Annotated in this window: 9 protein-coding genes and 1 tRNA gene; 7 read left to right on the forward strand and 3 right to left on the reverse strand. The window is 62.7% G+C overall.

Features of this window, described 5'->3' with window-relative positions:
* Both AC1Q64_RS19050 and AC1Q64_RS19055 read left to right on the forward strand, forming a co-directional pair.
* Positions 1-77 (forward strand) — tRNA-Asp (locus AC1Q64_RS19050).
* A gap of 215 nt (positions 78-292) precedes the next feature.
* Complete coding sequence (locus tag AC1Q64_RS19055; protein ID WP_492252424.1) at positions 293-3,175, forward strand: bifunctional diguanylate cyclase/phosphodiesterase; 2,883 nt, start codon at positions 293-295, stop codon at positions 3,173-3,175.
* Between the two features lie 228 nt (positions 3,176-3,403).
* Here AC1Q64_RS19055 and AC1Q64_RS19060 read toward each other — a convergent pair whose 3' ends face one another.
* The 3 genes from AC1Q64_RS19060 to AC1Q64_RS19070 all read right to left on the reverse strand — a co-directional run bounded on the left by AC1Q64_RS19060 (position 3,404) and on the right by AC1Q64_RS19070 (position 6,274).
* Positions 3,404-4,162, reverse strand: coding sequence for a 3-hydroxyacyl-CoA dehydrogenase (locus tag AC1Q64_RS19060; protein WP_291437736.1), 759 nt, complete (start codon positions 4,160-4,162; stop codon positions 3,404-3,406).
* A 122-nt stretch (positions 4,163-4,284) separates the two neighbouring features.
* Positions 4,285-5,337 carry an extracellular solute-binding protein gene (locus tag AC1Q64_RS19065; protein ID WP_492252425.1) on the reverse strand — a complete coding sequence of 351 codons (1,053 nt, stop codon included), beginning with the start codon at positions 5,335-5,337 and terminating at the stop codon, positions 4,285-4,287.
* Between the two features lie 388 nt (positions 5,338-5,725).
* Positions 5,726-6,274, reverse strand: coding sequence for a phasin family protein (locus tag AC1Q64_RS19070; protein ID WP_056063715.1), 549 nt, complete (start codon positions 6,272-6,274; stop codon positions 5,726-5,728).
* Positions 6,275-6,473: 199 nt separating this feature from the next.
* Here AC1Q64_RS19070 and AC1Q64_RS19075 point away from each other — a divergent pair, with 199 nt between their 5' ends.
* The 5 genes from AC1Q64_RS19075 (at position 6,474) to AC1Q64_RS19095 (ending at position 11,973) form a co-directional block, all read left to right on the forward strand.
* Complete coding sequence (locus tag AC1Q64_RS19075; RefSeq protein ID WP_492252426.1) at positions 6,474-7,406, forward strand: histone deacetylase family protein; 933 nt, start codon at positions 6,474-6,476, stop codon at positions 7,404-7,406.
* The gene (locus AC1Q64_RS19080) at positions 7,403-7,888 is read left to right on the forward strand and encodes an acyl-CoA thioesterase (protein WP_492252427.1); all 486 of its coding nucleotides are present in this window, start codon (positions 7,403-7,405) and stop codon (positions 7,886-7,888) included. The genes AC1Q64_RS19075 and AC1Q64_RS19080 overlap by 4 nt, the downstream gene beginning before the upstream one ends.
* A 226-nt stretch (positions 7,889-8,114) precedes the next feature.
* The gene (gene pncB / locus AC1Q64_RS19085; RefSeq protein WP_056063706.1) at positions 8,115-9,335 is read left to right on the forward strand and encodes a nicotinate phosphoribosyltransferase; all 1,221 of its coding nucleotides are present in this window, start codon (positions 8,115-8,117) and stop codon (positions 9,333-9,335) included.
* 66 nt (positions 9,336-9,401) lie between these two features.
* Positions 9,402-10,814 carry a sodium:proton antiporter gene (locus tag AC1Q64_RS19090; RefSeq protein ID WP_492252428.1) on the forward strand — a complete coding sequence of 471 codons (1,413 nt, stop codon included), beginning with the start codon at positions 9,402-9,404 and terminating at the stop codon, positions 10,812-10,814.
* Positions 10,815-10,989: 175 nt separating this feature from the next.
* On the forward strand, positions 10,990-11,973 hold the full coding sequence (locus tag AC1Q64_RS19095; RefSeq protein ID WP_056063702.1) for a 2-hydroxyacid dehydrogenase: 984 nt from the start codon (positions 10,990-10,992) through the stop codon (positions 11,971-11,973).
* The last annotated feature ends 64 nt before the right edge of the window (positions 11,974-12,037 follow it).

The following is a 12,037-nucleotide window of genomic DNA, read 5'->3' on the forward strand; positions in this document are numbered from 1 at the left end:
GGAGTGGTAGTTCAGTTGGTTAGAATACCGGCCTGTCACGCCGGGGGTCGCGGGTTCGAGTCCCGTCCACTCCGCCAGATATCAACCGCTGCAGTCGCAAGGCTGCAGCGGTTTTTTTATGCCCTTCACGGTTGTCCGTATATGCACCTGTGCGGGCATTGCAAGCTTTGCTGACTGGGCAACTGGCATCGGGTTTTGACTTGTTACAAGGGGTTGCGCTTGTGCAAGAATCGTCCACAGCCTGCCGCACCGCCATATCTCAACCGCGTGCCTCACCGATACACAGCCGTCCATGAACCTTTTTCGGTTGCAGATTCACCCACAGCACCTGGCCAGTTTCAAAGCGGTGGCGCCGGTGCTTTACTTGTTGACCAGCTGGGTGGTTGTAGCCTGGGCCTATTTTTCGGTGGCCAGTCCACAGCGGGTGGGTCATTACCTGACGCTCCACCAAGTGCTGGAGACACTGTCTATTACCGTGTCGGTCCTGGTGTTTGCGGTGGGGTGGAAGGCGCACAGCCTGAATCCCCAGCGTAACGTCCTCATTCTGGCCTGCGGCTTTTTGGGGGTAGGGATTGTGGATTTTTCGCACATGCTGTCGTTTGACGGCATGCCAGACTACATCACGCCCAACTCGTTATCTAAAGCCATTAATTTTTGGTTGCCTGCTCGTTATCTTGGGGCATTGACACTATTGTGGGCGGTGGCGATGCACTGGCGTGCGCCGGGCGACGTGGCCACCCCAAGCCCTCGTCGTTTTGGAGTTTTGGCTCTGGTGTTGGGCCTGGTGGGGGGCGTGCATGTGGTGGCCTTCTGGTTCCCGCATTGGTACCCACAGACCTACGATGCTCAAGGGCTGACGTGGTTCAAGGTTGGGGCTGAATATGGCGTGGTGGCTTTGTACGGCGTATCGCTTGCGCTGCTACTGCGCCGGTCACGCGAGCGTGCCGCGTTTGATGTGGCACGCTTGTTCGCCGCCGTATGGGTGATGGCTTTGAGCGAGATTTTTTTCACGTTCTATGTCGTCGCCACTGACCTCTTCAACCTGTTGGGCCATCTGTACAAGGTAATCGGGTATTACTACCTCTACCGGGCGATATTCGTGGGCACTATCGAGGCGCCGTATCGGGTGCTCAAGGAGTCCGACAAAGCCATGCGCGCTGTGCTGGATGCTGTGCCTGATCTCATGTTTGAGGTGACCAGGGATGGCCACTACGTTCAGATCCACACGCGGCAGCCAGATCTGCTCTTTCTGCCTGCCAGCGAGGTGATTGGCCGCTCGATCCACGACATCCTGCCCCCAGCAGCCGCAGCCGTGATGCAGGCTGCGATCGATGCAGCGGCTGAGCACGGCCTGGCCCGCGACTTCCAGTACGCGCTGGATTTGCCCGACGGGCCGCACTGGTTTGAACTGTCTGTGGCGCGCAAGGTAATGGACGATGAAGCGGACGATAGCTTTGTGGTGCTGTCGCGTGACATCACCCAGCGCGTACAGACGCTCGATACTTTGCGCAAGCTGCGCCATGCCGTGGAGCAGGCGCCCAACTCCATCTTCATCGCAGGCGCTGACGGCAACATCGAATATGTGAACCCTGCGTTCACTGCCACGACGGGCTACAGCCCCGAGGAGGTGATTGGCCGCAACCCGCGCCTGCTGAGCGCGGGGGGCACACCTGCCAGCGTGTATGCCGACCTGTGGGCGCACCTGACGTCAGGCCGTCCGTGGCGCGGCGAGTTCGTGAACCGTCGTAAGGGCGGTGGCGAGTACAACGAGTCCGCCATCATCTCGCCCCTGCACGACGAGCAAGGCCGCATCACCCACTACCTGGCCGTGCAGGAGGATGTGACGGAACGCCGGCGCGACGAGGAGCGCATTCGCAAGCTGATCAACTTTGATGCGCTGACCGGCTTGCCCAACCGCACGATGTTCGCCTCCCGGTTCAGCCAGGCACTGGCATTGACGCAGCGCAGCGGCCAGCAGCTGGCCCTGCTGTACCTGGACTTGGACCATTTCAAGAACGTGAACGACTCGCTGGGTCACCAGGTGGGCGATGAGTTGCTGATCGAGATTGCGCGCCGCTTGAAGTCGGTGGTGCGCGACGAGGACACGGTGTCCCGACAGGGCGGGGACGAATTCGTCATCGTGCTGCCCTTGACCGATACACAACAGGCGGCCCACGTGGCCGACGAGCTGCAGGCGCAGATACGCCGCATCTGCAAGCTGGAGCACCACGAGCTGGTGGTGACGTCTTCGATCGGGATTGCGATATACCCCGAAGACGGTGGTGACTTTGAAACCCTGGCCCAGCGCGCCGACGCGGCCATGTTCCGCGCCAAGGAGTCTGGACGCGACACCTACCGGTTCTTCTCGGCGGACATGCAGGCGCGGTCGCTCCGGGTGCTGCAGATCGAGAATGCCCTGCGCAGCGCATTGGTGCTGGGACAGCTGACGCTGCACTACCAGCCGCAAATTCGCCTGAAGGACCGTCAACTGGTAGGGGTGGAGGCCTTGCTGCGCTGGACCCACCCGGAGCTGGGTGCCGTCAGTCCGGCTGAGTTCATACCGGTGGCTGAGAGCAGCGGCCAGATTCTGCGCATGGGCGAATGGGTGCTGCGCACTGCGCTGAGCCAGGCACGGCGGTGGCGCGATGCTGGCCACACCGGGCTGGTGGTGGCGGTGAACCTGTCGATGGTGCAGTTTCGCCATCCGGGCCTGGTGGACATGGTGAGCCGGGCGCTGGCCGACAGCGAGGTGCCGCCGCAGATGCTGGAGCTGGAGCTGACCGAGAGCATCGCCATGGATGCGCCAGAGCAAGTGATTGCCATCGTGCAGCAGCTGTATGACCTGGGTGTGCAGCTGTCCATCGACGACTTTGGGACTGGATACTCGTCGTTCAGCTACATCCAGCGCCTCAAGGTGCACAAGCTCAAGATTGACCAGTCGTTTGTGCGCCATCTGGGCGACGATCCTAGCGCCCCTCACATCGTGCGCGCCATCATTAGCCTGGCGAAGAGCCTGGACCTGGAAATCATCGCCGAGGGCGTGGAGACGGCCGCGCAGAGCGATGTACTTTTGGGATTGGGCTGCGACACGGGGCAGGGCTACCACTTCCGCCGCCCCGTGCCAGCAGCCGACTTGGATGGTCTTTTGGCCCAAGGCCATGCGGTATTGGGTTGAGGGGCCGGGAGGCCGACGCAAGCCCCCCCGCCAAAACAGAACCGCCGCGTTGTGAGCGCGGCAGTGGGGCGGGCATCGGCAAGGTGTTTGGCTTTAAGCAGGCCCGCAGCCTCTCCAGGCTCTGTGTAGACAGGGTTTATGCCAAACAGGCCCGATGCGCTAGATGAATATGCCTGAATTGCTATCAAATAGATAGCATTTTGGGGTATCCTTGACCCCGGCGTAAGCTCAACGCGGGGCCAGGCGAATGGCTCCGTCCAGGCGAATCACCTCACCATTGAGCATGTCGTTTTCAAGGATATGGCGCACCAGCTTGGCGTAGTCCTGGGGGGTGCCCAGGCGGCTGGGGAAGGGCACGCCAGCGGCCAGCGCGTCCTGAACTTCCTGGGGCATCCCGAACAACATGGGCGTGCCGAAAATGCCGGGGGCAATGGTCATGTTGCGGATGCCGTTGCGCGCGAGGTCGCGGGCAATCGGCAAGGTCATTCCGACCACGCCACCCTTGGAGGCTGCGTAGGCGGCCTGGCCGATCTGCCCGTCATACGCGGCCACGCTGGCCGTGGAGATCAGCACACCGCGCTCGCCTGTGGACTCGGGCTCGTTCTTGCTCATGGCTTCGGCAGCCAGGCGGATCATGTTGAAGCTGCCGATCAGGTTGACCGTGATGGTCTTGCTGAACAGGGCCAGCGCATGCGCCCCATTCTTGCCCACGGTCTTCTCGGCGGGTGCGATACCAGCGCAGTTCACCAGGCCCACCAGTTTGCCCAGCGACACAGCCTTGGCCACGACGGCCTGGCCATCGGCCTCGTTGCTCACATCGCACTTCACGAAGGCTCCGCCAATTTCCTTGGCGACGGCCTCGCCTTTTTCTGCCTGCATGTCGGCAATGACCACGGTGCCGCCCTGGGCGGCCAGCATGCGTGCCGTGCCTTCGCCCAGGCCCGAAGCGCCGCCGGTGACGATGAATACCTTGCCTTGGATTTCCATGGTTGTCTCCAGTAAGTGACGTTAACGTAAACGTCAATTATGTCGCATCTCCCGCCCACACCGCAGGCGAAAAAAAGCCCGGACCAGGCCGGGCTTGTGGTTTGTGAGTGCAGTGGCGTGGCTTACTGGAACCCAACGCGGTCCAGCATCTGCTGCACCTTGGTGGTGTTGGCGCCCACGGCACTGATCGGGATGGTCTCGCTCTTGAACGGCTTGCCGCCGGTCATGGCCTTGAGGGCCGGGTTGTCCAATGACACGCCCTTGGCAGCAGGCCACTCGTTGTTGCCATTGGCAAAGTAGTTCTGTGCTTCCGGGCTGGCCAGGTATTCGAGAAACTTGATGGCATTGGCCTGGTTCTTGGAGTGTTTGGCCACCGCACCACCGGCGATGTTCAGGTGCGTGCCCCAGGACTCCTGGTTCGGAAACACCACGCCCACCTTGTTGACCACGGCCACGTCTTCGGGCTTGGTCGAGCGCATCATGCGCGCCAGGTAGTAGGTATTGGTCACACCAATGTCGCATTCGCCAGCGGCCACGGCCTTGATCTGGTCGGTGTCGCCACCCTTGGGTGGACGGGCCAAGTTGGCCACCATGCCCTTGAGCCAGGCCTCGGCCTTTTGTTCACCCAGGTGCTCGGTCACGGCGCCGAACAGGCTCAGGTTGTAGGGATGCGAGCCGGAGCGGATGCACAGCTTGCCCTTGTTCTTGGGGTCGCCCAGTTCTTCGTAGGTGTCCACATCGGCCTTTTGCACCTTGACCTTGTTGTAAACGATCACGCGCGCACGCGTGGACAGGCCAAACCAGGAGATGCCGCCGTCCGCCGCAGGCTGGCTGCGCAGGTTGGCGGGGATGGCGTCGTTCAGTACCTTGGACTGGATGGGCTGGAACAGGCCATCAACCTCGCCCTTGTACAGGCGGGCTGCGTCCACCAGAAGGATCACGTCGGCGGGAGAGGCCGCGCCCTCTGCCTTCAGTCGGGCCAGGATACCGGCGTCGTCCGCGTCTACGCGGTTGATCTTGATGCCGGTGGCCTTGGTAAAGCCGGTGTATAGCGCTTCGTCGGTGGAGTAGTGGCGGGCCGAGTAGAGGTTGACCACTTGTTCCTGGGCATGGACGGCGCCTGCAGCGGCGGCCAGGGCACAAGCGCTCAGCAAGGCTTTCACAGTCTTCGACATGGGTTGCATCTTTCGGTGTTGAAACTGCGCCAATGATAAAGCAAACGCGAATTATTCTTGATCAATGTCTTGCGCCAAGGCCGGATTTAGGGCCTGGGTTTGAGGTGGAGCAAGGGGGGGGCGCCGGGGGGCGGGCTTGGCAGCCCACCAGTGCGTGGGTTCATCGTGCAGCCGCGGACCCGGTTGCGGCTGCTTGTGCGGTGGTCAGGCCAAAAAAAAGCCCGGTCGTAAAACCGGGCTTTAAAAGGATCCCTGAAACGGGGGTTTCGAGAGGATCCAAGGAGACAACTGAGGCGCTGTAGACAGAGTCAGCAGCGCATGGGTTGAATTATCAGGGTAATCCCTGAAAGCAGCCTAGAGGTTTCACTCCAGACCGCAGGCATGGCGATTAACGCTTGCGGGGAGCGGCCGTCTTGGCAGCGTTGGCGGCGGTGTTAGCCACGGCATTGAAGTTGGCTTCAGCCACATCAGACGCTTGCTTCACAGCCTTTTGCACCGACTCAAATGCATTGTTGGCGGCAGACACGGCGCTCTTCATGACGGCCACGGCGGTTTCGGAACCGGCAGGGGCGTTCTTGGCGGCGCTGTCCACCAGATTGGTGAAAGCCTTCTGAGCATCAGTGGCCTGGGCTTCGAAAGCCTTGCCGAACTCGGCGCCTGTGCCCGAAGCGATGTCGTACAGGTGACGGCTGTATGCGGCAGTCTTTTCAGCCAGGGGCTGGAAGAGGCCAGCTTGCAGGGCCAGCAGTTCTTGTGCGTCCTTCACGCCCAGCACGGCTTGCGTGTGGTTGGCGGCTTCGGACAGGGCAGCGCGCGAAGCGGTCACGTTCAGTTCGACCAGCTTTTCCACGCCTTCGAAAGCCTTGGTGGTCAAGCCAAACAGGGTTTCGATGTTGGCCTTGTGGGATGCCAGGATTTGTTCTGCGGTCAGCGACATGTCATATCTCCTAAAAATGAGGGCCCAGGGGGCCGGGTGGTTCACAGACATCTGCGCTGACCTTGACCTGTTGGATCATGTTGCAGTGCAGCATGGTTTGAATTTTAGGGACTTGCAGCGCTATTGCAAGGGCTTTTTGCTGCACTGCAGCAAATTAGACACGATCACCCAGAAATCCCCGGCTTGCCACAATTGCGTCATGCACGCCTACTACGCCGACCACTTCGTCTTGCCTTTGCCGGATGGTCACCGCTTCCCCATGGCCAAGTACCGCATGCTGCGCGACCGGATCGCCCGGCACCTGCCTGACGTGCTGTTGAAAGAAGCCCTGCCAGCATCGGATGAGGCACTGGTGCGCGTGCACAGCCCGCAGTACATCGACGCCATCGCCCAGGGCACGCTGGCGCCCGCCGCGCAGCGGGAGATCGGGTTTCCCTGGAGTCCTGCCATGGCAGAGCGCGCTCGCCGCTCGGTGGGCGCTACTCTGGCGGCCACCCGCGCCGCCTGGCGCGAGGGCGTGGCTGGCAACCTGGCTGGTGGCACCCACCACTCGTATGCCGACAAGGGCAGTGGCTTTTGTGTGTTCAACGATGTGGCGGTGGCTGCCCGGCAGGCACAGGCCGATCACCTGAATGATGGATCGGGCTGGCCGCTGCAGGTGGCGGTCATCGACCTGGATGTGCACCAGGGCAATGGCACGGCCCATATCTTTCAGGGCGACGACAGCGTGTTCACCCTGTCGCTGCATGGTGCACGCAACTTTCCTTTTCGCAAGGAGCCGAGTGACCTGGACGTGGAACTGCCAGACGGATGCGCTGACGACGACTACCTGCACGCCCTGGACCAGGCCCTGGAGGCGCTGGACCATCGCTGCAAACCGGACCTGGTGTTTTATCTCGCGGGGGCCGACCCCCACGTGGGCGACCGCCTGGGTCGTCTCGCCGTCACCCACGATGGGCTGGAGGCACGCGACCGGCGCGTGTTTGACTGGGCCTGGCAGCGGCGCATTCCCACGGTGTTCGTGATGGCGGGCGGCTACGGCAACGACCTGGAGGACACGCTGCAGGCGCAGTTCACCACCTGGCGCGTGGCCTGGCAGTACCACCAGCGCTGGCAGAATGTGCGGCCATGACCTCTGCCGCCAGCTCCTCTCCTGTCGCTTCTTCCGCGCCGGTCCGCCCGGCTCCGCAGCCGCGCAGCGCCTACCGCGTGTTCCGCCCCATCACCACACGCTGGGCTGACAACGACGTCTATGGCCACGTGAACAACGTCGTGTACTACAGCTGGTTTGACACCGCCGTGAATGCCCACCTGATCGACCAGGGCGTGCTCAACATTCATGCGGGTGAAACCATCGGCCTCGTGATCGAGACCCAATGCAATTACTTTGCGCCACTGGCGTTCCCGCAGACAGTGGAGGCGGGCATCCGCGTGGCACGGCTGGGCGGCTCCAGTGTGCGTTACGAGGTGGGCCTGTTTGCGCAGGGCGAGCCGCTGACGGCGGCGGCGGGGCACTTCATCCACGTGTATGTGGACCGCGAGAGCCGTCGCCCAGTGGCCGTGCCAGACGCGTTGCGCAAGGTGTTGCAGGCGCTGGCCGTACCCAGCTCATGAGTGGTTGCATACCGTTGCCACTGATTTGATAGCAAAAGGCGCAGTTGGAATGTGCCCCCGAGCCCTGAACAGCCTGAATAGCGGGTGGCGGCAGAGCATCGGCTGAAGCCGCCCCCAGGCCGAGCACCGAGTGCCGTGATGGCCTACACTTTGCGGCTTTATTGTCCGGTCTGCGGCCGGAGCATCGCGTGCCCAGCGTGCGCGGTTTCTGAGGCGTGCCCTGTCCATGATCATCACCAGCCTGCTCGACACCGACCTGTACAAGTTCACCATGATGCAGGTGGTGCTGCATCAGTTTCCCGGGGCGCAGGTCGAGTACAAGTTCAAGTGCCGCAACCCCGGCGTGCAGCTGGCACCGTTTGCCAACGAGATCCGCGACGAGATCCGTTCGTTGTGCAGCCTGCAGTTTCAGGATGCAGAGCTGGCCTACCTGCGATCGCTGCGATTCATCAAGAGCGACTTCGTAGACTTTCTGGGCCTGTTCAAGCTCAATGAAAAGTACATCACCGTAGTGCCCCAGCACAACGGTGAAATCGACATCACCATCCGCGGGCCCTGGCTGCACACGATCCTGTTCGAGATCCCGGTGCTGGCCATCATCAACGAGGTGTACTTTCGCAACACGCAGAAGGTGCCCGACTTTCCGGAAGGCCGCCGCCGCCTGGATGCCAAGATTGCGCTGCTGCAGGGCGAGGGCCTGTCCGACCTCAAGATCGCCGACTACGGCACGCGCCGCCGCTTCTCGCGCGCCTGGCACGAGGAAGTGCTGCGCGTACTGGTGGCACGCCTCGGCACCGGGGACCGCCGCCCAGGTGCACCCGCAGGCCCCGGGCAGTTCGCAGGCACCAGCAACGTGCTGTACGCGATGAAGCTGGGCGTGACCCCCCTGGGCACCATGGCGCACGAATATCTGCAGGCCTGCCAGGCGCTGGGCCCGCGGCTGCGCGACAGCCAGGTGTTTGGCTTTGAGATGTGGGCCAAGGAATACCGGGGTGACCTGGGCATTGCGCTGTCGGACGTGTACGGCATGAGCGCCTTCCTGCGCGACTTTGACCTGTACTTCTGCAAGCTGTTCGACGGCGCCCGCCATGACAGCGGCGACCCGTTTGCCTGGGGTGAACGCTTGCTGGACCACTACCGCAAGAACCGCGTGGACCCGCTGACCAAGACGCTGATCTTCAGCGATGCGCTCACCATCCCGCGCACGATCGAGCTGTACCAACAGTTTCGTGGACGCTGCCAGCTCGCGTTTGGTATCGGCACCAACCTGACCAACGACCTCGGTAGTCCGCCAGCCCACGAGCCCTTGCAGGTGGTCATCAAGATGACGCGCTGCAATGACCAGCCGGTGGCCAAGCTGTCAGACACGCCCGGCAAGGGCATGTGCGATGACGAGAAGTACCTGGCCTACCTGCGCCAGGTGTTTGATATCCCTTCGCCGGTGTGACCGTGCCCCGCAGGTGCCATGGCCCTGCGTCCCCTGATTTTTAGCAATGAGACGGAGACAAGAACCATGAAATTTTCGCGCGGGCTGGCAGTGGCCGGCCTACTGGCGGCGTTGCCGGGACTGGCACTGGCGGCCGATATTGATGGCAGTGCGTTGTCAGTGCTGTGGGGCGTGCCCTTTGCCGGCATTCTGCTGTCGATTGCCTTGATGCCGCTGTTGGCGCCCATCTTCTGGCACCACCACTTTGGTAAGGTCGCAGCCGGTTGGGCGCTGGCTTTTCTGGTGCCGTTTGCGCTGGTGTTTGGCCCCGGCGCGGCGGGCGCGAGTTTTTTGCATGCGCTGGTGGCCGAATACATTCCGTTCGTCATCCTGCTCACCGCGCTGTTCACCGTGGCGGGGGGTATCTACATCCGGGGCAACCTGCATGGCAGCCCGGCGCTCAACACGGCCATCCTCGCCATTGGCGCGGTGCTCGCCAGCGTCATGGGCACCACGGGGGCGTCGATGCTGCTCATCCGCCCGTTGATCCGCGCCAATGACAACCGCAAGCACACAGCGCATGTGGTGGTGTTTTTCATCTTCATCGTGTCCAACGCCGGGGGCTCGCTCACGCCCTTGGGTGACCCACCGCTGTTCCTGGGCTTCCTGAAGGGGGTGGACTTCTTCTGGACGGTGAGCCACATCTTCCCCGAGACCCTGTTTCTGGTGGGCTCGCTGCTGGCCATCTTTTTCGTGATGGATTCCTGGTACTACCACCGGCGCGAAGAGGTGCTCAGGGCCGACCCCACGCCCGACACCAAAGCCATCGGCTTTGACGGTAAGGCCAACTTTGCGCTGCTGGGCGTGGTGGTGGCGCTGGTGCTGCTGAGTGGCCTGTGGAAGTCGCAGGTGGCGTTCACCATCGCCGGGGCCGAGGTGGGGCTGCCCGGCATCGTGCGGGACGTGGGCCTGATCATCGTGGCGCTGGTTTCCCTGCGCATCACGCCCAAGCAGGTGCATGAAGACAACCAGTTTAGCTGGGGCCCCATGCAGGAAGTGGCCAAGCTGTTTGCGGGCATCTTCCTCACCATCATCCCGGTGATCGCGATGCTCAAGGCGGGCGTCAATGGCCCCTTTGGTGCCGTGGTGTCCGCCGTCACGCGGCCGGACGGCACACCTGACCCGGCCATGTACTTCTGGGCGTCCGGGCTGCTCAGCTCGTTCCTCGACAACGCGCCGACCTACCTGGTCTTCTTCAACACCGCCGGGGGCGACCCGGCCGTGCTGATGACCACCCTGGCCCCCACGCTGGCCGCTATCTCGGCGGGCTCTGTGTTCATGGGTGCCAACAGCTACATCGGCAATGCGCCCAACATGATGGTCAAGGCCATTGCCGAAGACCGCGGCGTGAAGATGCCAAGCTTCTTCGGCTACATGCTGTGGTCGGGGGGCATTCTGGTGCCGCTCTTTATCGTCATGACTTTCATCTGGTTTAGATAGTGAACATCCCCCTGAGCGGCTGCGCCGCTCCCCCCTTCTCTCGCACCGCTGCGCGCTGCGGGAAGGGGGACGCCGCCCTCGCTGCAGGGCGGCCTTTGCTCGGCGGCCACTGGCTTGGACCACGCCAGTTTCATAGGCCGACGTGCGTTGCGAATAGTTTGGAGATTGAAGACTTATGAGCAAACCCCGCATCTTGGTCGCCCGCGCGATCTTTCCTGACGTCGTGGACCGCCTGCGCGAGCACTTTGACGTGGAGGCCAACCCTGACGACGTGATCTGGACCCCGCAAGAGCTGGCCGCGCGCCTGGCCGACAAGGACGGTGTGCTGACCACCGGCAGCCAGCGCATCGACGCTGCGCTGCTGTCCGCTGCGCCTCGCCTGAAGGTCTGCGCCAACATGGCCGTGGGCTACAACAACTTTGACGTGGATGCCATGACCGCCGCGGGTGTGTTGGGCACCAACACGCCCGATGTGCTGACCGAGACCACGGCCGACTTTGGCTTTGCACTGCTGATGGCCACGGCCCGCCGCATGACCGAGAGCGAGCATTACCTGCGTGCCGGGAAGTGGACCAAGTGGAGCTACGACATGTTCGCGGGCAGCGACATCCACGGCAGCACGCTGGGCATCATCGGCATGGGCCGCATCGGGCAGGGCATTGCCAAGCGCGGGGCGCATGGTTTTGGCATGAAGGTGGTCTACCACAACCGTTCGCGCCTGTCGGCCGAACTGGAGGCCGAATGCAAGGCCACCTACGTGGGCAAGGACGAGTTGCTGCGCACCGCAGACCATGTGGTGCTGGTGGTGCCCTACACGCCCGCGTCGCACCACACCATCGGCGCGGCCGAGCTGGCGCTGATGAAGCCCACGGCCACGCTCGTCAACATTGCGCGCGGCGGCATCGTGGACGATGCGGCCCTGGCTGTGGCCCTGCGCGAGCGTCGCATTGCGGCGGCGGGGCTGGATGTGTTTGAGGGTGAACCCAGCGTGCACCCCGACCTGCTGACAGTGCCCAACGTGGTGCTCACGCCGCACATTGCCAGCGCCACGGTGCCTACCCGTCGCGCCATGGCCAACCTGGCGGCGGATAACCTGATTGCCTTCTTTGACGGGCGGGGGCCGCTCACGCCGGTGAATCAGCCCTCCACCCTGCGCTGATGCGGGATTTTGGGCCCATTCGACCGGATGCGCTAGTCAATCATGCGCTGATAGCTATCAAAAA

The sequence above is a fragment of the Acidovorax sp. GW835-FHT14G06 genome (assembly GCF_058793595.1).

What these genes read in the sequence shown, in the direction of transcription:
- pncB (WP_056063706.1), top strand. Translation starts at nt 8,115, where the DNA reads ATGATCATCACCAGCCTGCTCGACACCGACCTGTACAAGTTCACCATG.
- AC1Q64_RS19060 (WP_291437736.1), bottom strand. Translation starts at nt 4,162, where the DNA reads ATGGAAATCCAAGGCAAGGTATTCATCGTCACCGGCGGCGCTTCGGGC.
- AC1Q64_RS19095 (WP_056063702.1), top strand. Translation starts at nt 10,990, where the DNA reads ATGAGCAAACCCCGCATCTTGGTCGCCCGCGCGATCTTTCCTGACGTC.
- AC1Q64_RS19055 (WP_492252424.1), top strand. Translation starts at nt 293, where the DNA reads ATGAACCTTTTTCGGTTGCAGATTCACCCACAGCACCTGGCCAGTTTC.
- AC1Q64_RS19070 (WP_056063715.1), bottom strand. Translation starts at nt 6,274, where the DNA reads ATGTCGCTGACCGCAGAACAAATCCTGGCATCCCACAAGGCCAACATC.
- AC1Q64_RS19065 (WP_492252425.1), bottom strand. Translation starts at nt 5,337, where the DNA reads ATGTCGAAGACTGTGAAAGCCTTGCTGAGCGCTTGTGCCCTGGCCGCC.
- AC1Q64_RS19080 (WP_492252427.1), top strand. Translation starts at nt 7,403, where the DNA reads ATGACCTCTGCCGCCAGCTCCTCTCCTGTCGCTTCTTCCGCGCCGGTC.
- AC1Q64_RS19090 (WP_492252428.1), top strand. Translation starts at nt 9,402, where the DNA reads ATGAAATTTTCGCGCGGGCTGGCAGTGGCCGGCCTACTGGCGGCGTTG.
- AC1Q64_RS19075 (WP_492252426.1), top strand. Translation starts at nt 6,474, where the DNA reads ATGCACGCCTACTACGCCGACCACTTCGTCTTGCCTTTGCCGGATGGT.